Raw genomic sequence first — 25267 nt, 5'->3', positions numbered from 1 at the left:
AAATAAAGGATTATTTATGACGGATTATACCAATCTTAAGTTATCGATTGATGGTCATACTGCTACCGTGACATTGAATAACCCACCAGCCCATACGTGGACGATGGACAGTCTGCCTGCACTCAAACAGCTAGTGACTGACTTGAATGCCAACGATGATGTTTATGCCTTAATTATTCATGGGGATGGCGAGAAGTTCTTTTCAGCTGGTGCGGATTTAAACAATTTTTCAGATGGTGATAAAGGTCGAGCCATCAGCATGGCAATTGCTTTCGGCGAAGCGTTTGAGGCGCTATCAGCGTATCGCGGTGTCAGTATTGCCGTCATCAACGGCTATGCGATGGGCGGCGGACTTGAGTGTGCGCTTGCTTGTGACATTCGTATCGCAGAAGCGCACGCACAGATGGCATTGCCAGAGACTGGTGTGGGATTGTTGCCATGTGCGGGTGGTACACAGAATCTAGCTATGTTAGTAGGAGAGGGTTGGGCGAAGCGCATGATTTTATGCGGTGAGCGCGTTGATGCAGAGACAGCGTTACGTATTGGCCTCGTTGAAGAAGTTGCTGCCAAAGGAGAAGGGTTAAGAGTGGCACAAGCATTAGCGCAAAAAGTTGCTAAACAGTCTCCTGTTGCCGTCAGTTATTCTAAAGTGCTTATACAAGCCGCCAGAAATACCCCGCCTGCACAAAACCTTATCCATGAGCGCGAAGCATTTGTTAAGTTGTTCGATACCAACGATCAGCGTGAAGGCGTGCAAGCATTTTTAGAGAAGCGCAAACCGAATTGGCAAAATAAATAGGCTGTAGGTAAGATGTCCTAACAGTCGTTTTACTCATTTTAATTTTTGCAGGTACCTTTTATGACAGCAGCTATAACAGCAACGGATAATAATCAAAAAGTCACAGAAAACATGGAGCAAGAAGCGTCAGTATTGTTTAATACTGAACCGACAGATTGTGGTCATCTGATTGGCGTCATGACACTCAATACACCCAAATCTCTCAATGCGCTGAGTGTTGATATGTGCAAACTATTAGCACAGCAGCTAGATGTATGGGCAAACGATGCCCAAATAGTAGCGCTTGTATTAAGAGGCGCAGGTGATAAGGCTTTTTGTGCGGGTGGTGATATTCGTAAGCTGTATGACAGTATGTCGACTAGTGCGCCGTTACCGAATCCTTATGCAACAGAATTTTTCAGTCACGAGTACAGCCTTTATCGGCAGATGCATTTTTATGCCAAGCCATTAATCCTTTGGGGTGACGGTATCATCATGGGCGGAGGTATGGGATTGATGGCAGGTTGTAGCCATCGTCTGGTCACTGAACGTACTCGCTTTGCGATGCCAGAAGTGACTATTGGACTATTCCCTGATGCCTCTGGCAGTTGGTTTTTGCAAAACATGCCTGCCAAAACAGGTTTGTTCTTAGGGTTAACGGGTGCAATGTGCAATGGTAATGATGCGCTATTGGCCAATCTAGCAGAGTATGCCGTCGCTAGTAATGATTATGATGCCGTCATACAAAGTTTAAAACAGAGTGATTGGCAACCAGCCGTTAATAGTATGGACAAATGCGATAACAATAGTGCGCATAGTATCGTTAGCCGCGTACTCGCCACGCAATCAGTTGCTGAGTTGCCTGCCAGCAATCTAGCAAAATATTGGCAACCTATTCAGCAGTTGATGAATAGTGGAGGCTTAGGCGATATCGATGCCATATTGCAGAGTGATGAGTCATTAGCAACGTTACATGCAGAATTTGCAGCAGACAGTTGGGCGCAGCGAGCAGTCGCCACTTATCGACATGGTTGTCCCGTTACCGTCGCTTTGACCTATGCGCTTTATCATAAAGTTGCTGACCTGTCGCTAGAGCAAGTTTTATATCTAGAAACCAACGTCGCTGTACATTGTGCGGCCAATCCTGACTTTAAAGAAGGGGTGCGCGCGCTATTGATTGATAAAGATAGAAATCCGCAGTGGTCGCGTTCATTAGCTGATTGTCTCAATGCAGAGGGGCAGGCATATATCCAACAGCATTTTGTGAACCCTTATGCGACAGGTGAGCACCCTTTGGATGCTTGGTTGGGTAATGAAGCAGCAGGCAATAAGTTTGTGCGCTAACAATTTAAACTACCCATTTGAGTGCTATTCGAACTAGACATACCACACTGAATGACATAATGGCATGACGTACACAAAACACAAGCGTGCGCCATGCTGACTATATAACCATCAAGGAATGATGAGATGAATACACAGGATGTAAATACTGCTGATAGTGGCAGTGCGAAGCCAAACATTGCTTTTATCGGACTTGGTAATATGGGCGCGCCAATGGCAGAGAACTTGTTAAAAGCAGGTTATGCATTGTCTGTCTATGATTTGTCTGAGGATGCGACCCAGCGCTTACAGCAAGCAGGTGCTAGGGTGGCAGACAGTCCTAAAGCTGCTGCAAGCAATGCACAAGTCGTTATCAGTATGCTGCCTGCTGGCAAGCACGTTCACTCTGTCTATTTGGGTGAAAATGGCACCAACGGTCTACTGGCAGAGTTACCACAGGGCACATTGGTGATTGACAGCAGTACTATCGCGGCGGCTGATGCAAGGACCTTGGCAGAGGCAGCAAGCAAGCTGGGTATAGATTTCTTAGATGCGCCAGTCTCTGGCGGTACGGGCGGCGCTATTGCAGGCAGTTTGACTTTCATCGTGGGTGGCAGTACTGATGCGTTTGCAAAAGCGGAGCCAATACTAGCGGTCATGGGCAAAAACATCTTTCATGCTGGCGAGCATGGTGCCGGACAGGTCGCAAAAATCTGTAATAATATGCTGTTAGGTATTCTTATGGCTGGGACAGCAGAGGCGATTAATCTAGGAGTTAAAAATGGCTTAGACCCCAAGGTGCTATCAGATATTATGCTACAAAGCTCAGGTCGTAACTGGACCTTAGAAGTGTACAATCCTTACCCGCAAGTCATGGACAACGTACCATCGAGCAACGGTTACCAAGGTGGCTTTATGACTAAGCTGATGCAAAAAGACCTTAATCTGGCTTTGCAAACTGCTCAGAACACAAACGTTGATACACCGATGGGTGCTAAGGCTGCAGAGTTATACGAAGCGCATACAGTCGAAAATGGTGATAGAGATTTTTCTAGTATCATGGCGCGTCATGACAGTTCGGTACTCTATTAGCACCAAGAGAAAGTAATTGAGACATTAGAAAGATGTGTTTAATCCTATAAAAAGGCCTGCACTAAGATATTAGCGCAGGCCTTTTTATAGTTATCCGATTATAGCCATTTAATGATAGTCATTTAACGGTCGCTGCTTTAGCTTTGTAGCTCATATACTAGCGATTGGATATCTTGTGCTGCTGCTTGTAATCGTGGCACGTGTGTTAGTAGCTCGTCTAACGATAGGCGTACGGTTGGCGCATGAATATATAGCGAGGCCAGATAGCGCGACTTTTTATCAAGTATCGGTACGGATACGGCTACCATTTCAGAGATAAACTCTTCATTGTCGATACCAACACCAGTCTCAGCAATACGATCCAGTTCTTTATTTAACGCATCGATATCGGTGATAGTGTTTTTGGTGAATTTATCTAGTGGCAGACTTTGCAGTATCTTGTTGCGACTGGTGGCAGATAACTGACTCAAATACAGCTTACCGGTAGCGGTACACCACATTGGTGACTTAGCACCTACAGGTAGATAAATCTGTAGCGGTAGAGCGGTCTGTGCACGGTTGGTATAGAGCATGTCCATATAATAGGGTATCGCAATCCCGCACGTTTCTTTTACCTCTTCTACTAATTTATGCAAAACCATTTGTCGTTCATTAAAGAACTGGCGCTGCTGCCACAGCTCAACACTTAAGTTACGTACTCGTTTGCCAGGAATGATGCCACCACCAATATCGACGGTCACAAAACCTTCATCAACCAAATTCTGAATCAATCTATGCATGGTTGGCTTAGGAATGTCTAATTCCTGTGACAGCTCAAGTGGGGATAGAGGCTTAGAAGCATAAGATACTGCTTCGATAATCTCTAACACACGGGTAATCGACGATACTTTAGGCATATGGATGGCTCAATAATAAAAATAATACAGTAGGAAATATCACGATGTTTTAATCAATCAGATAGGTGGTCGTGAATAAGCAGACTAGTGACATACTCTTAACTGCTTCTAATTTAGCATAATATTGAGCTTAGACAAGTCTTAGGTATGCTATCTACTCATACTATACGGTTTACCCATACTATATAGAAACATTTGAACGATTAACGCATGTGTCTAAAAACCTATTTAAAGCAACAGTGGCTACACCAACTCACAAAGTACAACAAGCCGTAGTAATAAAATATATAACAGCCACTGAGTTTAATAGAAAAATCGTTCAGCATAATGACATATTTTGTAATATCCTTACATAAATATTAAGCTGCACAATATCAATGTTTACGCTATTCAGTAGCTGTAAGAGTGTTGTGTAACAGAAACTCGAAGTTTTACGGATTGGTGTAGTAATTATTACAATATCTATGCAATCTTTACATAATGGCAAATAAAAAGCGCATCTATAGGGATGACTTTTGAGGCCAAAATTGTTTTAATCTCCTCAACAAAAATGATTGATATCAAAATCTGAATTATCATTTTTTTACGGGCGAGTTATCCCATTCTTTAGGAGAATATTGATGAAATTTATTAAACTAACGGCTATCTCTGCTGCTGTCATGGCATCAACTGCTGCATTCGCTGCAGAACCAGTTATCGTTGTTGACGACGCTGATGCAATGGTATATGAAGCTGAACCAGTTGCTGTTGCTTATGAAGCTGAGCCAGTTGCTGTCGCCTATGAAGCAGAACCTACTAATACTAACACTGGTATCGTTGGTAAAACTACGGGTGCTGTCCGTAATACTACTGGCGCTATTTTTGGTGGTACTAAAACCTTGTTCCAAACAGCCATTAATCCAGCATCTGTAAGTGCTGAAGCTGGTACTTTGGGTTATGGTGCTAGCGTTGGTTACTCACTAAACGAGAAAACTGAATTACAAGCTGGTTGGGCAGGTGGTGATGCAGCTGACCTATTCGGCGGTGATTTTGATGCTGACGACGTAAACTACGAAGTAGATTCAGATTTCAGCAACCCGTACCTAGGTGTACAGTTACGTCCTGCTAGTAATTGGTTCACAGTTGGTGCTGGTATCATCGTTCCTGATAACGATATCGATGTACGTGCAAACGCTGAAGATGGTTCATATAAAATTGATAACGTGACTTATAGCTCAGCTGACGTTGGTACTTTAGAAGGTACTATCGAGCATCGCAACAAGCTAGCACCATACGCTACTATCGGCTTCCGTCCTAACATCACTAACAACTTCGGTGTATTTGGAGAGTTAGGTGCTGCGTACATGGGTAAAACAGACGCTACTGTAACTGCTTCAGGTACTAGCGCTACCGCTATAGCTGCTGCTGAAGCTGCTGAAGACGAGCTTGAAGATAAAGATTGGTTAGAGTGGATGCCAATTGTTAAAGTTGGTGCAACTTACCGTTTCTAATCTAATCGCAGTCTAAAGACTGTCATTAGAAGAAAAGTAAGCGCAAAAAAACGACCCTTTTTAGGGTCGTTTTTTTGTTTAAAATAAAGTAACAGTCGTTGTTTAGAACAATAAGCACTGTTCAAAGCAATATATATTTTTCTTATCTAAAAAACAACGACCGTCTGTTGCATAGATAAAATGGCAATTTGATAAGGTGATTTATGATCAGTGATAATAGTTAAAGCCGATGGCTCTCTACTGGCATCTATTAAATCATCAATAAGAGAGGAGTAATCTATTCCTAGACCTTGAGCCAGTTTGTATTGATGAATCTTAATGAAGCTTTCTTTTATTTGCCATAGTAATTTAGCGATTGTGTCACGTTGAGTTGTGGGTAATGAGTGCAAGATCGCAATCTCATTATCTGAATAAAATCGCTGTGCTACATGCCACGCAACATTATTGAGCTCGACATCTATACCTATAGGGCGATGGAGGCTAATCACCACGGCGACGGTACTACTTAATAATGTATTGATTACTTGATTATCATTTTTATTGAGCTTGCTTTTACTTTTGCCGCCTGTATGACTGAAGCATACGTAGTGCCCACCTTTGATAAGGCGATACGGGAAGTCGGATTCATTTAATGTATCGCTGAGCGCTAGTTTATTTAGTAATTGCTGTAACAACAGACGCACGCCTTGACGCTGTCGCTGGCGTTGGGCACGAGCAATATCACGCGTTGATAAGTCATCTGATGATAGGTGGTATTGCCAATTACATTTGTAGCATTCATCAGTATACGAGTACGAAGCGTCATCAATTGGTCGCCTCGGTGATTGTCCCCACAAATCTCGATATGTAAGGCGTGGATATTCACTCACCTGTGCAGTGGCACACCAGATCATGGGCTGCAGCTGAGTAAATTGAATCTGCGTCAGATGTAATGTTGGCATCATTAGTTATATCGATTGGTATGAGTTGTCTTTATTGGCTTAATAACACGTAAAAAGCCCAGCAATATCAATATCACTGGGCTTTTATAAATCAATTTAAGCTTATTTGATTCTGATTGGCTTTGCGACTCTTAGTAAGACAGCTCAGCACGACGGTTTTGTGCATAATCAGCTTCAGTGTTACCAGCAGCAGCAGCGCGTTCTTCGCCATAGCTGATGACACGGATATTATTTGTAGACACACCTTGGGCTGCAAGATAGTTACGCGCTGCTTGAGCACGGCGCTCACCCAATGCGATATTGTATTCACGGCTACCGCGCTCATCAGTGTGACCAGCGATAACAACACCCGCTGATGGATTTGAGCTAAGTAGGCTTGCATGTTGATTCAAAACACTGGCTGATTGTGCTGTGATTTCGCTGCTATCATAGCCGAAATATACAACGGCTTGTATGTTTTCAGCACCAGCCATAACTACGCTAGAGTTGTTCATAGAAACAGAACCATTATATCCAGCTTGACCACCTGGGATGCCTAGTGGGGCAACCACGACTTCAGAGTTTGAACTTTTGGTAGCACAACCTGTAGTAATGGCGATTGCGCTTGCTAATACGGTTAGAACGGCGATCTTAGAAAAGTTAGTTGACATGCTGAGCTCCTAAAATTTTAATTAAATTGTTTTTGTAAACTGCTTAGGATAATACTTGGGCAATTGCTATCTATAATATACTAAATGTTACTTTATGTAATTAGTTTTACTGTAAATAATTCTAGAATTTACATATAGATATGAGGCTTACTACCAACGATGCTTGCCCCAGTTTTCAGGGTTGGCCCAGTAGTCAGCATTGAGCCAATTCGGTAGCTGTTTATAGTCATATAAATTAAACTGCCAGAGAGTAGCGGCTGTTGATACGCACGAGTTTTTTTGATCAGTTAAGCTAATCTCTAAAGACTGCTCATTCAAAATATCAAATGGTGTAAAGCCATAAGCTTGCAAGCTTATGCTGCTCTCAAGTGCGATGAGTAGATGCGCAGCATACAGATCACGATAGCGCATCAGTAGTGGAATATATTGCTGTAGTAGCTCGGATGATAATGTAGGTAACCAAAAACAGGCGAGCTCATACCGTTCAGGCAGTTGCTGCTGCGTAAGCTCTGATAACGTTACTATCTGTAGCGCTTCAGCTTGTACTGTTTCATCATAGCTGTCTTTATTGCTGAGATATTCTTTTAGCTCTGTCTTTAATGCTATGCGTGCATTTTTGTCTTGTACTACCCATAATAACTCAGCGATGTCGTTGACTTGTTCAATCATTTCCGGTGTGTCATCTTGCGTCATTAACGATGGTAGTAGGGCATCAACGTAATCTATAAGTAATGGTAAAGTAATGTCTGAACGACGGAAGGCATGCTTTGTCATATAATAGGCCGTTAATTGAATAGTGATCAGTAGTGAATCTATTAAATCATTTTAAGCATCATTATCCAATGATTGATTAACACAAGTTGTCTTAACCTAGCTTGAAGTATCACATATACATCTGTACTTCTTCTGAATGCTATAATCTTTAGACCTGCACTTGAAATTTGGCCGTTCAGGTCAATTTACTTATAAGTCTAGCAAGCTCTTGTACCAATACCATTTGTCTATTTATATCATAAAAAATAATAGGAATTTATATGTCTACTGCTGAAACTGAAGCTCAGATCATCAATGCTGATATGCCAGATGTGCCACCGCAAGCACCGAGTAAAATCAACCTGAAGGACTATAGAAAACCAAGCTTTGATGTCGAAACGGTTGATTTAAATGTTAAGTTGTTTGAAGAGTTTGCGCAGGTAGACAGTACGCTAAAAATGGTACGTCAAGCCGCAGGAGATATCGTATTATTTGGTGAAGCGTTAGAGCTGCTTACCATTAGTATGAATGGCGAGACACTGACTGCTGAGCATTATCAGCAAGATGCTGAAAAACTGACAATATCGAATGCACCTGATGAGGTCGTTTTAGAGATCCAAGTTCGCATCTGCCCGCAGACCAATACTGCACTTGAAGGCTTATATATGGCAGGTAGTGGTGACGATACCATGTTTGTCACCCAATGTGAGCCTGAAGGCTTCCGCAAGATTACCTTTTATCCAGACCGTCCTGATGTGCTAGCGATATTTACCACGCGTCTGGAGGCAGATAAACGCTACCCAACGCTGTTGGCCAATGGTAATTTGGTTGAGTCTGGTGAGTTGGCCGATGCGCCAGACCGCCATTATGCAATCTGGCATGATCCGACTAATAAGCCAAGCTATCTGTTTGCCTGTGTTGTCGCCGATTTAGACGTACTGACAGACTCTTATACGACGAGCGAAGGTCGAGACGTCAAGCTTGAGGTGTATGCCAAATCTGCCGATATCGATAAATGCGATGTCGGTATGCAAGCGCTAAAAGATGCCATGAAGTGGGATGAGGTCAATTATGGCCGACCATACGATTTAGACCGTTATATGATCGTTGCTGTCAGCCAATTTAATATGGGCGCGATGGAAAACAAAGGTCTAAATATTTTTAATACGGCCTGCGTATTGTCTAGCCCAGAGACAACGACTGACTCACGTAGCTTCAGTGTGAAAGCCATCATTGCCCATGAGTATTTTCATAACTGGACAGGCAATCGCATTACCTGTCGTGACTGGTTCCAGCTGTGTCTAAAAGAAGGCTTTACTGTCTACCGTGATCAATCATTCTCAGCTGATCAGCAGTCGCGTGCTGTACAGCGTATCGACGATGTCGCGACATTGCGCGCGCATCAGTTTGCAGAAGATGCAGGGCCGCTAGCACATCCTGTACGTCCTGAGAGTTTCGTTGAGATCAATAACTTTTATACGACAACCGTCTATGAAAAAGGCGCTGAAATTGTCCGTATGATTGCGAATACGTTAGGGCCTGATGACTTCCGCAAGGGCACTGATGAGTACTTCCGCCGTTATGATGGGCAAGCTGTGACCGTTGAAGACTTCTTATCTGCGCTGAGTATCACTGATAGCAAGATTGAAAACTTCATAGATTGGTATCGTCAGCCTGGCACGCCAGTAGTCTCTGGCCATCAGAGCTATGATAGTGCTGCGCAGACATTAACCATTACTTTAAGTCAGCAAACCCGTCACGTCAGTGGCTTTGATGCACCAAAACCATTGCCTATTCCGGTAGCGACGGCGCTGTTTGATCAAGACTCTGGTGACATCATCGCCGAACGTATGTTATTGCTCGATCAAGCAACACAGTCATTTACCTTTGAAAATGTGTCTAGTGAGCCAGTCGTGTCACTACTGCGTGATTTCAGTGCGCCAGTACAGCTTAATTATGATTATCAAGATGAAGACTTGGCGTTTTTGCTCAAGCATGAAACCAATGGTTTTAATCGCTGGCAAGTGACGCAAATGCTCGTCAATCGTATCCTGCTACAAGGTCAAGGTTCGAAGAGCAGTCCTGACGTCTATCTAAGCGCACTGGCTCAGACATTGCCTGAATTGGCAGCTGAAGATGCGATGTTGGCAGCACGTTTGCTCGATATTCCATCAGCACAAGAGTTGGCGTCTGCGATTCACAAAGATTACGATCCAGCATTGGTGAAAGCGCAACGTGAAGGCTTGTATCAATTGGTAGCAGATACCTTAAAAGATCAGTGGGCAGTGCTTTATAAACAGCTACCGATGCAGTCTTATGAAGATAGCCCTGAGGCACGTGGTACTCGTGCGTTACGTAATGTGGTGTTAGACATGGCATTAACGGCCAAAATTGAAGATGCAGCAGTATGGGCACAGCAGCAGTATGACAATGCCAGCTGTATGACAGAGCGTTTCGGTGCGCTAAAAGTGATGGTCAATCATCAAGTGGCAAGTGCTGATGCTTATTTAGCTGATTTTTATGAGCGCTTTAACAGCAATGATTTGGTTATCGATTTATGGTTCAGTGTGCAAGCGTCCGCTGATACGGTCACGGCTGATACTATCGAGTCGTTGATTGATCATACTGATTTTGATTGGAATACGCCCAATCGCGTACGCTCGGTCATCAGTGCCTTTACGTCACAGCCAACAGCGCTGTGGACAGCAGAAGGGTTGAGTCTCTATACAGGTGTAATCAAAAAGCTGGATGATGCCAACCCTGTTTTGGCCTCGCGTTTGTTGCAAGTGTTGGCACGTTGGAATACATTGACTGAATCGCATCGCCAGATGGCACATGATCAGTTGCTTGAGTTGCAGCAGCAAGTTTCATCTAAGCATGTGCTTGAGAGTTTAAATAGTGTGTTAGGTGCAGCAAGCGAGTAGGTTAAATGACCTTATGACTGAATTGAAAGCATAAAAAATCCCGTCCGACATAATAATGTTGGACGGGATTTTTTATGCTTGGCTCAATCGTCATTAACTATAAGCCGATGATGATTAGCGGTTAGGTAGTACGTCTTTTACCATGTCACGTAAGTTGTGTAGCGCAACGACAGTACTGTCCCAATCTAAACAACCATCAGTGATAGATTTGCCATATTCAAGCTGGCTCAAATCAGCAGTCAGTTTTTGATTGCCGCCTTTTAGGTGACTCTCAATCATCATGCCGATGATAGATTTGTTGCCGTTCTGGATTTGTTCAGCGACGTTTTTGATGACCATAGGTTGTAGATACGGGTCTTTACCTGAGTTGGCATGACTTGAGTCAATCATAATCTTGCTACTAGTTTTGCCTGCAGCCAGTGCATCTTCAACTTCAGAGACAGCTGTTTGATCATAGTTAGGTTTGCCATTACCGCCACGCAATACTACGTGCGCGTAAGGGTTGCCTTTAGATTTGATGATAGAGACTTTGCCATCTGATGATAGACCTAAGAAGCTATGACCCGCTTTTACCGCTTGCATAGCGTTGACTGCGACTGTCATGCCGCCATCAGTACCATTCTTGAAGCCAACTGGGCATGATAGACCAGAGCTCATCTCGCGGTGAGTTTGACTCTCAGTGGTACGTGCGCCAATCGCTGACCAGCTAATCAAATCCTGCATGTACTGCGGCGTATTTGGATCCAATGCTTCAGTCGCACAAGGCAAGCCTTTTTCGTTCAGATCAATCAGCAGTTTACGGGCCATACGTAGACCCTTTTCAATATCGAAGCTGTCGTTCATATCAGGGTCATTAATCATACCTTTCCAGCCGACAGTGGTACGCGGCTTTTCAAAATAGACACGCATCACAACGAAAACGCTGTCTTCGATTTCTTTTGCCAATATGGCTAAGCGATCGGCATATTCGTGAGCGGCTTTGATATCATGGATAGAGCAAGGGCCGATGACCACAAACAAGCGTTTGTCTTTGCCATCCAAGATATCTTGGATAGTATTACGGCCTTTCAAAACCGTATCATACGCTTTCTCTGACAAAGGCAGCTCAGTTTTGAGCTCGTTTGGAGTGATTAGGGGGATGAATTGTTCAATGTTCACGTCATCAATATCTGCATTATGGGTAGCTGGTGTCGTCATGATTATATCGTCTAGCTAATTTATAGGAATAATCATTATGCGGACAAAACGGGCTGTTGACAAGGGTAGTCGGCGAGTTTATTGACTCATAACTGGAATGATAAAAACAAAACTTAGTTATACTTGTTTATTATCAGTCTTGTGTTGAGTGTAATAGACGTAAGATTTCTGCTTAATATTCTTATCCATAATAAAAAATTTACCGAAATTTTGAGTCATTTTTCATAGGTATATCACGCCACTTTTATCAGCTAACTTAGCTATTTAGATCATCGTCACGTATGATGACAACATAAACGATAGGACGCTAAAATAGTGCGTGCTGAGAATACTCATTAATCACCGTATTTTAGTGTAGATTTCCCAAGTATTATTTCATAATAATTATTTTTTATTCTTTATAACATTGTGTTTTTTAATATCGAGAGCTTGTCATGACAGATTTTTCTACACCTGATAAATATACTGAACTCACAGAGCAGACACCTGAGTTAAAATCGACGCCATTAGTGATAGGTATCGTCGCAGGTGAAGTATCAGGTGACAGTTTGGGTGCAGATTTTATGCAACAAATGAACAACTTGCGTGATGATATTGTTTGGGTAGGTGTGGGAGGTAGCATGATGGAGGCGCAGGGGTTACAAAGTATTTTTCCTTTGTCTCGTTTGGCCGTGATGGGATTGGTGGAAGTGATGGGCCAACTGCCTGATTTGCTTAAAGCCCGCCGTGAGCTGTTGAGCGCATTCAAATCCGCTAATATCGATTGGTTCATCGGTATTGACGCCCCTGATTTCAATCTCAGAGTCTCTAAAAAGCTAAAGCCAAAAGGCGTGTTTTGTGTGCAGTATGTCAGTCCGTCTATTTGGGCATGGCGTGAGTCACGGATTCATAATATTAAAGCCGCGACTAATCTAGTGCTGTGCTTATTTCCTTTTGAGCTACCTGTTTATGAGCGCCATAATCACCCAGCGATATGTGTCGGTCATCCGCTCTTACGCACTATTGATCAGACATTACTAGAGACACCGATTAATCAGCGCCGTAGCGAATTGGTTTGGCACAACGATGGTTTGCAGCAGTTCTTTATTGAGCGATTTGATGACGTCAGCCAACTTATTTGTGTGATGCCAGGCTCTAGACGCGGAGAGATAACGGCTATTTTACCGTTGATGCTAGACGGTATTCAAAGGCTCATACTATTAGATCCAAAGCTGTGTTTTATCATTCCAACAGTAGATCAGAATCATCAATATATCGTGCAAGATGTGATTGATCAACGCTCAGAGCAGCTGCGCGCCGCAATAGTCGTGGTATATGACGACAGCCAGCCAACGTTTAGTCAGCAGGCCATGGCCGCATCAGACATCGTTATGCTAGCGTCTGGTACGGCAACGCTAGAGGCAATGCTACTAGAGCGGCCGATGGTCGTGGTTTATCAATTAAACAAGCTCACCTATCAGATAGCCAAACGCTTGGTAAAAGTGCCATATGTGGCGCTGCCTAATATCTTGGCGGGTACTGCTATCGTCCCTGAGCTTATACAAGAGCAGGCAAGTGGCGATAATATTTGCCGTACGCTCATGCGATTACTGCAACCGCGGGCCTATGCTGAGCAGTTAAAAGACCTCGTCGCTACCAAACGGTCATTAGAGCAGCAAAGCAACCATGACCCAGCCAATAGCGTGATTGAGCAATGGTTTATTCAAAAAGACCACAAAGCCTAATGCACAATATCGCAGATTGACGCACACTACATTTTCACTATTTTGATAAAAAGACACAGCATCGCTATGAGTAAACAGCACAGTACCGACGACAGCTCAGTGACACCAATCGAAGTGAGTATTGAGAGCATTGATGTTAAAGGCCAATATATCCAATTGGCAGCCCCCATTCATTTGACTGGACGACTCAATGTCTCTGAGTTTCTCACTCAATATTCAGTAGATAGACAGCAAGATTTAACACAGCCAATGCTACAAATTGGCATCGATGAAGCAGGGCGTGGGCCGTTGCTCGGGAGCGTCAATGTTGCCGCTGCGATATTACCTGCCGCTTGGTCAGGACTGATTGAGGAGCAGCCACTTACAGATACACCGCTGTCTATATTGACAGACTCCAAGCAGTTGAGTGAAAAAAAACGCGACATTCTTTATCCGTTGGTGAAACAATATGCAATTGGCTATGTCATCGCTGACATACCTGCAGCAGTGATTGATCAGGTCAATATATTGCAAGCGACCATGTTAGGGATGCGCCTATGTACCGAAACGTTGATAGAAATGGTTGCTCAGCATTTTGGCATGACTCATGAAGTCGAGGCAGATGCTGTTAAACCGTTACAAGTTGAGGTGCTGTTCGATGGCAATCGTTGTCCAGAGTTGGACTTTGGTAAGCTTACTAAGTGCGGGGTCGAACAGGCTAATATCGATTGCCAAGCATGGGTAAAGGGTGACGCTCGTCATACTAGTATTGCCGCAGGCAGTATCTTGGCAAAAGTAAGCCGCGATGAAGCCATGTATGCGCTTGATACACAGCACCCAGCATACGGAATTGCCAAGCACAAAGGCTATCCAACGCGTGCACATATGGAAGCGATTGAAAGCTATGGCGTATTATCTGAGCATAGGCGTAGCTTTGCACCTGTCAGGAAGGCGCTAGAAAGCTAATGGAGGCGTATCTAAAAGGGCAGTAGATTTGGCTGGCAAACTGCCCTTATAAAATAGCCTAAGCATAAAATACACTGTCATTGAAATATGAAAAGCCACCTACTTATTTATAGGCAGGTGGCTTTTGCTTTTATAACTTAACCACTATAAAGTTTAAGTGGTCAAAAATACTTAGAACGATGAATTAGGCTGCTGTAAGAAGACTTCTTCCTCGTAAGTTGACTCACGATCCAACATATTATTGCGATGAGGGTAGCGGCCAAACTGCTCAATGATATTTTTATGGCGATGTTCAAAGTCTAAAGTATAAGCATCATCCAATTGTTCAAACAATGGCAGATAACGCTCGTGAATAACTGCCGATTCAGAGTGCATAAATGGCATTATAATGAACTTGCGCCACTCCATTGGCAGTGTATCAAAATACGGTTGCTGACTGGCTTCTTGTGCTAAAGCGACTGCCATACCATCCTGAGAAAAAGCACCGACTTGCCCGCGGCATAAGTTACGTGAAAACTGATCCAATACGATAATTTCTGCCAAGCGTCCCGCCAGAGCAGTGATTGAGCTGTTGCTGTCTAATGATGATTCTGAAAGTCGCCAAGTCGCACATTCACCCTGTTTGGCTGCTTGCCAGATATCGCCAAATTTATTTTTTATTTGTCTATCAAAATTATCATTTTGTGCAAACCAATATTGCTCATTGTTTGTATCAAACCAAAAGTCCAATACGGCCCTCGCATTAGGATCTAGATGGGTCAAATCAATATTTTTTGGATCCAATTGGGCCGAGTTGGCTTGACTGGACGAGGTGGAGTAGTCGGTTGAAAGTGCCATAAGCTATTCTAATCATGATAAATTTAGTCTACTATAGCGAAAAATATTATTCGCTACTGTTATCAAATGCTATCGGGTGCACCATCATGAATACATCGTCTACCAATCCATCTTTTACCAAATCTACCAGCCAGTCTATCAACGTGCCAACGCCGTACTATTTACTCGATGAAGCTGCCATCGTTGCCAATATGCAAATCATTGCACGGTTATGCGAGCTGTCCGGTGCAAAGGCATTATTAGCACTGAAATGCTTTGCCACATGGGGCGTGTTTGATATTATGCAGCCGTATTTGCATGGCACTACCTCATCGTCACTGAATGAAGTCAGACTTGGGTATGAGACCTTCGGCAATAATGACGATGCTAATAGCCCAGGCAAAAAAGAGACCCATGCTTATAGTGTGGCCTATAGTGCAGATGAAATGCCTGAGGTATTAAAATATGCTGATAAAATCATCTTTAACTCAATCTCGCAGCTCAATGCTTTTAGCGAGCAGGCACGTGCGCAAGACATTCCTGTCGGCCTGCGTTTAAACCCAAAAACCAGTAACTCGTCATTTATTATCGCTGATCCTGCCCGTCCTTTTAGTCGTCTAGGCGAGCACGATAAAGATAAAATCACCGCGGTACTTGGTGACATTACTGGCGTTATGATTCATAACAATTGTGAAAATGATAGCTTTGAAGCATTTAGTGAAAGTCTGGCAGATATTGAAAATAGATTTGGCGATATCCTTGCGCAATTAGAATGGGTAAGCTTAGGCGGTGGTATTCATTTTATTGCGCCTGATTATCCGCTAGAAAAGTTCGCTGAAAGGTTAAAAGGGTTTAGCGAACAGTATGGCGTGCAAGTCTATCTTGAACCGGGTGAAGCGAGTATCCATGGCGCTGGCTCGCTAGTCACGACCGTATTAGACACCATGCACAATGAAAAGCATCTTGCCGTGGTTGATTCGTCTATCGAGGCGCACATGCTTGATCTACTGATTTACCGCGAGTCAGCACCTATTGCCGCTATCAACAATACAGCAATGGATATCGCTCCTATCGGTCATTCAGTGATTGAGACGTCAGAACCTATTCTCGAAAGTGAGATAGACAGTACGCTCATTTATGGTCGTTCGTGTTTGGCAGGGGATATTTTTGGTGAGTACGACTTGCCGAGTAACTTGCAGATAGGCGATCAGATTACCTTTGGTAATGCTGCAGGTTATACCATGGTGAAGAAAAACTGGTTCAATGGCGTCAACATGCCAGCGATTGTGATTCGTCGTCTTGATGGATCGATTGATGTGCAGCGTGAGTTTGATTATCAGGATTATAAGGCAAGTTTGTCTTAATATTCAGAATTTAGTATTAGCATAATATTTACATTGTTAATAAGATTGATGTTTATTCATGAATTTTTGCCAAAAAGAGATTAAAAAATTGTTATAATCGCCTCGGGCAAATATCCATTGGTAAAAAATGGCATTTGCCCGACGGGTGCGTGGGTTTTCCTCGGTCTTCCTTTTTAATTCACGCATATCATTCACTCGTTTCTGTTTTGCATAGCCGCTATCAATGGTATCGACAGGGACACAAAGGAGGATTGTTCATTGAACACAAACCAACAAGCTACAACCAACAAAAAAGACGTACTTATCATTGGAGCAGGCGGTGTCGCTCAAGTAGTTGCGCATAAATGTGCCATGCATAATGACGTGCTCGGTAATATTCATATTGCCTCACGTACCAAAGATAAGTGTGATGCCATCGCCCAAAGTGTGCAAGAGAAAGGCAGCTTCAAGCAGCCAGCGACTTTGCATACGCACCAAATCGATGCCATGGATATCCCTGCGCTGATACAGCTTATAAAAGACACAGGCATCCAAATCGTCATCAACGTTGGCTCACCTTTTTTGAATATGAGTGTACTAGAAGCTTGTATCGAAACGGAAGTTGCTTATATTGATACGGCTATTCACGAAGATCCTCGTAAGATCTGTGAGACGCCGCCATGGTATAACAACTATGAGTGGAAGCGTAAGCAGCGCTGTGCGGACAATAAAATCACCGCTATCTTAGGTGCAGGATTCGATCCTGGTATGGTCAACGCTTATGCGCGTCTTGGCTATGACATGATGGATGCAGGCTCGGTCACAGACATCGATATTATCGATATCAATGCTGGTAGCCATGGCAAATATTTCGCTACTAACTTTGATCCTGAGATTAATTTCCGTGAATTTACGGGTACGGTTTATTCTTGGCAAGATCGTAAGTGGCAGTCAAACAAAATGTTTGAAGTGAAGCGTACGGATGATTTGCCTGTGGTTGGTATGCAAAACAGCTACCTAAGCGGACATGATGAGATTCACTCGTTATCAGCCAACTTAGATGTGCCAAATATTCGCTTTTGGATGGGTTTTGGTGAGCACTATATCAATGTCTTTACTGTGCTTCAAAGCTTAGGTTTGTTGTCTGAGCAGCCTGTTATGACGGCTGAAGGGCAAGAAGTCATCCCGCTAAAAGTGGTGAAAGCCGTACTACCAGATCCAAGTTCTTTAGCAGCAGAATATACTGGCAAGACTTGTATCGGTGACAAGGTTAAAGGCAAGATAGATGGCGTGGATAGCGAAGTATTTATCTACAATGTATCTGATCACAAAGAAGCCTTTGAAGCCATGGGCAGCCAAGGTATTTCTTATACTGCGGGTGTGCCACCTGTCGCGGCCGCTATGCTTGTTGCTACCGGTGAATGGGACGCAGGCAAGATGGTCAACGTCGAAGAGCTTGATGCTAAGCCACTTATTAATCTATTAAATAAGATTGGTCTACCAACGCGTATCAAAGACGAGAATGGTGATAGAGCGCTTGAGTTTGATATCTAGTTAGTTGTAATCTGTATCCGAAAGCCCCTCTGACTCATTATTGAGTCAGAGGGGCTTTTTTGTTTCTGCAATACTTAAATGAGAATGATTTTTAATATTATTAATAAGGAAAGTAAGGTAGTATTTCACCTTTGTATCATTTGCTAGGACATGCCCTAGACATCTTGTAACGGCGGAGGTTAGGTATTTGCCAGTGAATAGAATAAGGAGCAATGGATGACATACATACGATTTCTCTCTAATAAATGGGCGATAGCAGGATTTACTTGTTTGTTATATTCGACATCATTTTCGGCATTTGGTTTGGAGACAGCGGTGTTAAAAGTGGGAAGTCCTCTGAAGGGTGAGCTAAGTCATTCCAACAGCGAGAATAATATCAAGCCACAGCCACACACTCAGCCGCAGTCACAATTTAAGTCATTAGAAATCAACGTACCTTGTGACAAGGGTGACTATCTGACCGGATATGTTGAGAGCGGTGATAATACGATGACGATGGATATCATCGATGCCACAGGAAAATTATCGCGCCGTTTGATTGACCATAAAACTGGCAAGCAAAAATTCTATTCAGTGGCCGAAAACTGCGCAGAGATATGGCGACTGTCGGGTGCAGGTACTTATCAGATAGTGCTCGAACAACGTGTTAGTTTGGCGGAACAGGATTTAGAAGGCTCTTTAAAAAGTCATTTAGAAATTTCTGATACGTTACTTAGCCCAAAAGTTTCTGCATTACGTGAATCACTGCAAAAGGGTGAGAGTACTGATAGTTTTTGGGCAGATGTAGAAGCATTAGGTACGCCGCTGATCGAAGAGACGCCTTCTGGCACCTTGATGACGTTTTTGGCGCGAGGTGACTATCGTAATATCAAGCTAATGGGTGGCCCGTCCAATAATCATGATGCATTGCAACGATTGGCGGACTCTGATACATGGTACAAAAGCTTTATTGTGCCAAAAAATACCCATCTGTCTTATCAAATAGCGCCCAATGTGCCTCAACCACCATTGTCTGGACGTGCCCGTAGAATTGCCATAAAAGCTGTAGCTCAGGCCGATCCTTATAATCACCATCCATGGCCTGATTCAGCAATTGATAAGTACACAACCAAATCTACCATTACGTTAAAAGATGCACCAAAAAATACTTGGCTAGATGTGCAAAAAGAAACTCTCAAAGGTAAGCTTACTACTTTTAAATTTACCAGTAGCAGATTAGACAATACCCGCGATATTACTATCTATTCTCCTGCTATTGATGATAGCCAGCACAATAGAGGCGATGCGGTGTTGTTGTATATCTTTGATGCCGAGTCATATATCGATACGGTTGGATTGCCAACGATATTAGATAATTTAATTGCAGCAGGAGAGATTCCACCTGTGACGGCGGTGTTTATCAGTAATCCTGATGGTGATGCTCGTGCGCGTGAGTTACCTGCCAACCCTGTATTTGCAGATGTATTGGCTAATGAGTTGGTGCCAAAAATTAATAAACGACTGCCAATAGCGATACCAAAAGATAGAACAATTATTGCAGGGTCGAGTTATGGCGGATTGGCTGCCACGACTATTGCGCTACGTCATCCCGATATATTTGGCAATGTTATTTCTATGTCTGGTTCTTTTTGGTGGAAGCCAGAAGATCAGACGGCAGATGATAAGCACTTTGTGGCATCTGAAGTCATAAAAATGGATAAAGCACCCGTTCGTTTCTTTTTGAGTGCTGGCGTGTTTGAAACGGCTCGTGGTAATAGTAGTAGCAACGGTATATTGGGAACCAATCGTCATCTGCGTAATGTGCTATTGGCAAAAGGGTATGACACTCGCTATGAAGAATATGGTGCAGGGCATGATTACTTTTCTTGGCGAGGGATAATAGGGGATGGTTTAATATCGCTTTTTCCGTCTAAGGAAAAGAAGTAATATCTCTTTTATTTAAACTAGCGGTTATGGCAGGATAGCCGCTACTATCAGGGCTAGCGGTGATATCTTGTTCTTGCTACTATCTATTGTGGTTTAAATGTATTCGAATAGGTTTTAATTTCGCATATTTAAAAACAAGCGAAACAACTTATATTGATATCTATTTTATCAGCGCCCTAGCTGAATTACGACTCTTACAAGCCTAAAAATAAATTATACTTTTTCAATACTTCTAATATAAGAGCTGAAAGTCATATTTGGTAATTTCTTAAATATTAATCATGTGAAAAAGAGAAGCTCTAATGGAAAATTATTTTTTAAATCAGCAAGCTATTAATCCTTCATGTTTAATAAAGATATTGCAAGGAGATAAACTGCCTAATGAAAGTGAAATATGGGAGTTTACTAATGAGATTAAGCCAATAGATCTCTATTGTTACTTATATGCAAAGTATGGTCCTCCAAATGGATTGCAAAATTTTTTTAGATCAGATGATTCCAACAATTTAATACACTGGGAGTGGGCACTAGTAGGTGAACTTGGAATAACTATGATCCAAGGGCAAAATTTTCGTAGTGAGGTTTTGTTACGAGGGAATTTCAAAGATAAAGGTCTTACTATAGATGACTTTATTTCTCAAATAAAATCAGATATTGGTAGCCAAGGAAAAAAGATATCAGAGTTAAGAAAAAAATTAGAAAAATGGACACAATTTGTTAATCCATATAAAAGAATTGAATCAGCTGTAGATCAACACTTCTTAAAGTTAGAAAGTCTATCTATAAATCCCGAAGTAGACAAAGTTCCTCAGGCTACTACTTTGTCAGAATGGAATTCGTTTGGTGACAAGTTCTCTGCTATTAGTGATAAGTACAGCTATGCTATGGGTCTAACTTTTGGCTTGCGTTCGATGCTTCCTGTATTAGCGGAGTCCTTTGTGAATCTAGTTATATTTATTCTATGTCGGCCTGATATAAAAATGAATGAGCGACTTTTTCAAAGCGCTATTCGACAACCTATCGATATAAGAATTCAGTCTTTACACATCAACTGTATAGGGTTTGAATCTGCTGTAGATTACTCTTCAGATGAATGTAAGAATTTTCACACTTTAATGAATGAGAGAAACGATTTACTTCATGGTAATGTTGAAGTAAACAAGCTTTCAATCGGCGATGTATACTTTGATAAAAATATCCCACTTTTCCTTCAGTATGAAGATTTTTGGGATAAATCAATTGGAGTGTCAATGAAGTCTGTCAAATTTGACCGCATACACACAGATAGGGATGTAGTAAACAAATTTATTCAATATATTGTGAATAAGCTGAAGCCAGAAGTGAAAGAAGAAATTGAAATGATAATGGAGAAAGGGCAACTGGGTTTTAACTATAAAACAGGCAGAGTGGGAGTATTGTTTCCTGAGCATATGGTTGATTTTAGAGGTGCATTTAAAGATGAGTAACGAATCTATTAATTTTATCTGATGGATATTGTGTATCAAATAAAAGTCTCAATTAAAACAGACTTATATCTCCGTAACCAAGGCTTCAACGTATTACATTCACATTAAAACGTAACTTATAGACTATAAAATTAATCTATAAATTACACTTAAAGCAGCAAATAAAATTATGCCTCACTAGGATTATACGCTCTCAACGCCGCAATACGGTCATCAAGCGTTGGGTGTGAGCGGAATAGGTTTGCAATACTAAAGCCTTGAGTTTGCCCAGACGAGATTGCAAACGCTTTCATACTCTCAGGCATTTGGTCGGGACGCTGTGCAGAAGGACGTAACGCATCAAGCGCACTGATCATTTTTTCACGGCTGGCCAATTTTGCACCCATTTGATCCGCACGGAATTCACGTAAGCGTGAAAACCACATCACGATGGCAGACGCCAAAAACCCAAGCAAAATGTCCATTACAATACTGGTGATGAAATAACCAACTCCTGGACGACCACTGGTATTTTTGAACACAGTACGATCAACGAAGCTACCGATAATTCGTGCAAAGAACATCACAAAAGCATTTACCACGCCTTGGATAAGGGCAAGCGTGATCATATCGCCATTGGCCACATGACCAATCTCATGCGCCAATACTGCCTCGACTTCATCTTGATTCATATTCTGTAGTAGGCCAGACGATACTGCCACTAGCGCTTTATTCTTATTCCAACCAGTCGCAAAGGCGTTTGGCTGAGAATTATTAAAAATACCAACCTCAGGCATGCCGATATTTACCGCCCGTGCTTGCTTGGCAACCGTATCGACCAGCCATTGCTCAGTAGCGTTGCGTGGAGATTCTATGACGACCGTACCAGTTGATCTCTTAGCCATCCACTTTGACAGAAACAGCGATACTATCGAGCCAACCATACCGTAGATACCACACATAATAGCAAGGCTGACATAGTTCAGCCCACCTGCTGTATGCACACCACCAATTCCAAAAAACCTCGACAATATACCGAACACAATGCTAAATACCACAATCACTGCTAAGTTGGTTAATAAAAATAATCCAATACGCATCATGACGCTAACTTCCTATGTAAAGTGTCGGTATGACCTCGGTAGAGCTCTCTCTAAGAGGTTTATTTGCTATAGTCAAGTCCATATAAATCCGCTACATCATCCTCCTCGTTAAGCATACTAATGTATCACTTGCACTCGGCTTCCTTGTATAGAAATTATTTGAATTCAACTATATGATAGATTTTACGGTGATTCTGACTGTCATGTCATTTTAATCAGGGTATATTGGATAATGACAATGGCGCTTACATCGACTATCGAATGGACGGTCTTACATACTATTGTAAACAAAAGCATGTATGGCGATTGATTTAATTATTATAAATTGGAGTGATTATTATGGCGAACCGTAGTTATCTGTATTCGACCAATACTATCCCCGAACTAAATCAAGATGATAGTAGCCGTGTGCTAACTGGTATTTCAGAATATAATTATGACATTCCAATCGTCTTTAAAGTTCTGCTCTCTGGTAATCCGCAAGCCTGTCTATCAGTGATTTGGGACAACCCTGAAAAAATTGCTCTCATTGGGGATTATACTAGTGGTGTGCAAAACCTTGAAGCATTCTTAGCAAGTATCACGTTACCTGCTGCTCAGGTCCCAATCACAGAGGCACTTGAATTTTTAAAAATGCCAGAGAACCAAAATCAGTATTTTATTTTGGAGTGTGGCGAGATTTTTGAGATGAGTGAGACGCCAGTAGAAGCACAAAATCTGGCACTTTTCAATCAAGTGCAGAACCTGCAGCCTGAGATAGAAGCAGCATACCAGTCACTGTTATTGCCTGCGCCAGTAGTGAGCGAGCAGCCTAAACCTATTGGATTCTGGGAAAGACTGTTCGGTCGTCGCTCAACACCGCCAAAAGCATTGTCCGCGAATAATCCAGAACAAGCTATCTACGATCTCGGCCTTGGACTCTGGTCAAATATCCTTTATTTTGACTTCTCTGAAGATGAAGACCAAGATTAATCTTTAAAAAATGTAGAAATATTATTAATGCTTTAAAACCTTTGTAAAACGAGAGAACGTAAAAAGGGTATTTTCTTAACTTTCCTTGTTAGTATGCTTTGTGGAATACCACCATAATATTCATTAGAAATAGAGAAGGTCTAACCATGAACGCTCTAGAGCTCAAAGTTCCACCTGTAGCGCAAGTCATTATTACAGCAGCTGTTATGTATGGTGCTTCTAGAATCATACCAAGTCTACAGTTCTATTTTGATGGAAAAAATATGTTTGCGATTGCTCTGAGTATCATAGGGTTGAGCAGTGGCATTATGGGTGTGGTTCAATTTAAAAAAGCACAAACCACTGTTAATCCGCATACGCCCGAAAAATCTACGAATTTAGTAACATTCGGTATTTATCAATATACTCGCAATCCAATGTATTTAGGACTGGTGCTTATCTTATTAGGTTGGGCATTCTATCTGTCTCATTTTTTGCCATTTGTGCTAGTGCCTGTTTTTATGATTTATATGACACGCTTTCAAATTCAACCAGAAGAAAGAATAATGACACAAAATTTTGGCAGAGAATATCAGGCTTATCTAGCTAGTGTACGAAGGTGGATATAAGGCCTATCAAGCATCCAGTCGCGGTGGGGTGCTCGATTGCACAGTTGTAGAGGATAGGGTGCTGGTTTCTGGTAATGCCGTACAGTATCTGACTGGATTTATCACGATTGAAGAGTAGTGGGTGAGGAGTAGTAAGTTTTGACAGAATTAAAGACCGTTGGGCTGTTTGCGCTTACCGCATTAGCAGAAATTATCGGTTGCTACCTCCCTTATCTATGGCTGCGAGAAGGGAAGTCAATCTGGCTTCTGATACCTGCTGTACTGAGTTTGGCAGCTTTTGTATGGTTGCTGACATTGCATCCGACGGCTGTGGGCAGAGTCTATGCCGCTTACGGTGGGGTATATGTTGTAATGGCAATTCTATGGTTGTGGACGGTGAATGGTATCCGACCAACCACTTGGGATATTTTGGGTTCGATAGTTGCACTGATAGGAATGGCGATTATTATGTTTGCACCGCGCAGTGGCTAATTAAAAATTAGTAGCTAACACAAAAAAAATGCCAATCAAAATGTTAAGCTTGATTGGCATATTGTTGTATTTACTATTAGTGTTTACCTAGGATACTGCCGTTGTCTTCTTTCTTAGCTTGTTTCGCCGCTTTCTTTTCTTTTGCTGTCAAAAGTGGTTTCTTTTTTACATTCTTTTTACTGTCTTGACCTTTACTCATGGTAGTTTCCTTTTTATATAACACATGCCATTCTCTAAGCCAAAGTGAGCTGGTTTGAGGCAGTGCCGTTATAATGACGGCCAACATAGCCGTTTACTGGATTGAGTATAGGCTGAA

23 protein-coding genes are annotated in these 25267 nt (G+C 42.3%); 15 read left to right on the top strand and 8 right to left on the bottom strand.

Annotated elements, in window-relative coordinates:
• Positions 1 to 16: 16 nt before the first annotated feature.
• The 3 genes from I6E61_RS04755 (at position 17) to mmsB (ending at position 3193) form a co-directional block, all read left to right on the top strand.
• Positions 17 to 799 (top strand): enoyl-CoA hydratase, encoded by a 783-nt coding sequence (locus tag I6E61_RS04755; RefSeq protein ID WP_197130612.1) that lies wholly within the window; start codon positions 17 to 19, stop codon positions 797 to 799.
• A gap of 60 nt (positions 800 to 859) precedes the next feature.
• Positions 860 to 2122 carry an enoyl-CoA hydratase/isomerase family protein gene (locus I6E61_RS04750; RefSeq protein WP_227685674.1) on the top strand — a complete coding sequence of 421 codons (1263 nt, stop codon included), beginning with the start codon at positions 860 to 862 and terminating at the stop codon, positions 2120 to 2122.
• A gap of 126 nt (positions 2123 to 2248) precedes the next feature.
• Complete coding sequence (gene mmsB / locus I6E61_RS04745; protein ID WP_197130609.1) at positions 2249 to 3193, top strand: 3-hydroxyisobutyrate dehydrogenase; 945 nt, start codon at positions 2249 to 2251, stop codon at positions 3191 to 3193.
• Positions 3194 to 3330: 137 nt separating this feature from the next.
• On the opposite strand, the gene I6E61_RS04740 is transcribed toward mmsB, so the two are convergent.
• A complete protein-coding gene (locus I6E61_RS04740) occupies positions 3331 to 4089 on the bottom strand; it encodes an IclR family transcriptional regulator (RefSeq protein WP_197130606.1) in 759 nt (252 codons plus the stop codon).
• 620 nt (positions 4090 to 4709) lie between these two features.
• On the opposite strand from I6E61_RS04740, the gene I6E61_RS04735 reads away from it, so the two are divergent.
• On the top strand, positions 4710 to 5579 hold the full coding sequence (locus I6E61_RS04735; RefSeq protein WP_197130603.1) for a hypothetical protein: 870 nt from the start codon (positions 4710 to 4712) through the stop codon (positions 5577 to 5579).
• 146 nt (positions 5580 to 5725) lie between these two features.
• Here the strand turns inward: I6E61_RS04735 and I6E61_RS04730 are convergent, their stop codons facing one another.
• From I6E61_RS04730 to I6E61_RS04720, 3 genes are all read right to left on the bottom strand, one after another.
• On the bottom strand, positions 5726 to 6523 hold the full coding sequence (locus I6E61_RS04730) for a 4'-phosphopantetheinyl transferase superfamily protein (RefSeq protein ID WP_197130600.1): 798 nt from the start codon (positions 6521 to 6523) through the stop codon (positions 5726 to 5728).
• A 128-nt stretch (positions 6524 to 6651) separates the two neighbouring features.
• A complete protein-coding gene (gene pal, locus I6E61_RS04725) occupies positions 6652 to 7170 on the bottom strand; it encodes a peptidoglycan-associated lipoprotein Pal (RefSeq protein WP_197130597.1) in 519 nt (172 codons plus the stop codon).
• Between the two features lie 150 nt (positions 7171 to 7320).
• Entirely contained in the window at positions 7321 to 7944 is a 624-nt protein-coding gene (locus I6E61_RS04720) for a DUF6231 family protein (protein ID WP_197130594.1), read from the bottom strand.
• Between the two features lie 260 nt (positions 7945 to 8204).
• On the opposite strand from I6E61_RS04720, the gene pepN reads away from it, so the two are divergent.
• A complete protein-coding gene (gene pepN / locus I6E61_RS04715) occupies positions 8205 to 10847 on the top strand; it encodes an aminopeptidase N (protein WP_197130591.1) in 2643 nt (880 codons plus the stop codon).
• Positions 10848 to 10961: 114 nt separating this feature from the next.
• Here the strand turns inward: pepN and I6E61_RS04710 are convergent, their stop codons facing one another.
• Positions 10962 to 12044: a 3-deoxy-7-phosphoheptulonate synthase gene (locus I6E61_RS04710; RefSeq protein ID WP_197130588.1), complete on the bottom strand. Its 1083-nt coding sequence runs from the start codon at positions 12042 to 12044 to the stop codon at positions 10962 to 10964.
• Between the two features lie 434 nt (positions 12045 to 12478).
• Between I6E61_RS04710 and lpxB the strand changes: the two genes are divergently transcribed.
• Positions 12479 to 13768: a lipid-A-disaccharide synthase gene (gene lpxB, locus I6E61_RS04705; RefSeq protein ID WP_227685673.1), complete on the top strand. Its 1290-nt coding sequence runs from the start codon at positions 12479 to 12481 to the stop codon at positions 13766 to 13768.
• 66 nt (positions 13769 to 13834) lie between these two features.
• Positions 13835 to 14713: a ribonuclease HII gene (locus I6E61_RS04700; protein WP_197130585.1), complete on the top strand. Its 879-nt coding sequence runs from the start codon at positions 13835 to 13837 to the stop codon at positions 14711 to 14713.
• Between the two features lie 171 nt (positions 14714 to 14884).
• Here I6E61_RS04700 and I6E61_RS04695 read toward each other — a convergent pair whose 3' ends face one another.
• On the bottom strand, positions 14885 to 15550 hold the full coding sequence (locus I6E61_RS04695) for a DUF924 family protein (RefSeq protein ID WP_197130582.1): 666 nt from the start codon (positions 15548 to 15550) through the stop codon (positions 14885 to 14887).
• 86 nt (positions 15551 to 15636) lie between these two features.
• On the opposite strand from I6E61_RS04695, the gene I6E61_RS04690 reads away from it, so the two are divergent.
• The 4 genes from I6E61_RS04690 to I6E61_RS04675 all read left to right on the top strand — a co-directional run bounded on the left by I6E61_RS04690 (position 15637) and on the right by I6E61_RS04675 (position 21818).
• Positions 15637 to 16893, top strand: a complete 1257-nt coding sequence (locus I6E61_RS04690) for a carboxynorspermidine decarboxylase (RefSeq protein WP_197130579.1) — start codon at positions 15637 to 15639, stop codon at positions 16891 to 16893.
• Between the two features lie 258 nt (positions 16894 to 17151).
• Positions 17152 to 18426, top strand: a complete 1275-nt coding sequence (locus tag I6E61_RS04685) for a saccharopine dehydrogenase family protein (RefSeq protein WP_197130576.1) — start codon at positions 17152 to 17154, stop codon at positions 18424 to 18426.
• Between the two features lie 216 nt (positions 18427 to 18642).
• Positions 18643 to 20352 (top strand): alpha/beta hydrolase-fold protein, encoded by a 1710-nt coding sequence (locus I6E61_RS04680; RefSeq protein ID WP_197130573.1) that lies wholly within the window; start codon positions 18643 to 18645, stop codon positions 20350 to 20352.
• A gap of 302 nt (positions 20353 to 20654) precedes the next feature.
• A complete protein-coding gene (locus I6E61_RS04675; protein WP_197130571.1) occupies positions 20655 to 21818 on the top strand; it encodes a hypothetical protein in 1164 nt (387 codons plus the stop codon).
• Between the two features lie 167 nt (positions 21819 to 21985).
• Here I6E61_RS04675 and htpX read toward each other — a convergent pair whose 3' ends face one another.
• On the bottom strand, positions 21986 to 22900 hold the full coding sequence (htpX, locus tag I6E61_RS04670) for a protease HtpX (protein ID WP_197130568.1): 915 nt from the start codon (positions 22898 to 22900) through the stop codon (positions 21986 to 21988).
• Between the two features lie 339 nt (positions 22901 to 23239).
• On the opposite strand from htpX, the gene I6E61_RS04665 reads away from it, so the two are divergent.
• The 4 genes from I6E61_RS04665 to I6E61_RS04650 all read left to right on the top strand — a co-directional run bounded on the left by I6E61_RS04665 (position 23240) and on the right by I6E61_RS04650 (position 24951).
• The gene (locus I6E61_RS04665) at positions 23240 to 23872 is read left to right on the top strand and encodes a hypothetical protein (protein WP_197130565.1); all 633 of its coding nucleotides are present in this window, start codon (positions 23240 to 23242) and stop codon (positions 23870 to 23872) included.
• Positions 23873 to 24018: 146 nt separating this feature from the next.
• Positions 24019 to 24480 carry an isoprenylcysteine carboxylmethyltransferase family protein gene (locus I6E61_RS04660; RefSeq protein WP_197130563.1) on the top strand — a complete coding sequence of 154 codons (462 nt, stop codon included), beginning with the start codon at positions 24019 to 24021 and terminating at the stop codon, positions 24478 to 24480.
• Positions 24461 to 24598: a hypothetical protein gene (locus I6E61_RS04655; RefSeq protein ID WP_265091278.1), complete on the top strand. Its 138-nt coding sequence runs from the start codon at positions 24461 to 24463 to the stop codon at positions 24596 to 24598. Before I6E61_RS04660 ends, I6E61_RS04655 begins: the two co-directional genes overlap by 20 nt.
• 20 nt (positions 24599 to 24618) lie before the next feature.
• Entirely contained in the window at positions 24619 to 24951 is a 333-nt protein-coding gene (locus tag I6E61_RS04650; protein WP_197130559.1) for a YnfA family protein, read from the top strand.
• A 76-nt stretch (positions 24952 to 25027) separates the two neighbouring features.
• On the opposite strand, the gene I6E61_RS14285 is transcribed toward I6E61_RS04650, so the two are convergent.
• Positions 25028 to 25150: a hypothetical protein gene (locus I6E61_RS14285; protein ID WP_264753840.1), complete on the bottom strand. Its 123-nt coding sequence runs from the start codon at positions 25148 to 25150 to the stop codon at positions 25028 to 25030.
• Between the last annotated feature and the right edge of the window lie 117 nt (positions 25151 to 25267).

The sequence above is a fragment of the Psychrobacter sp. NZS113 genome, from assembly GCF_015864825.1.
In the GTDB taxonomy this organism is placed as follows: domain Bacteria; phylum Pseudomonadota; class Gammaproteobacteria; order Pseudomonadales; family Moraxellaceae; genus Psychrobacter.
This window is presented reverse-complemented; position numbering and strand designations above follow the sequence as displayed.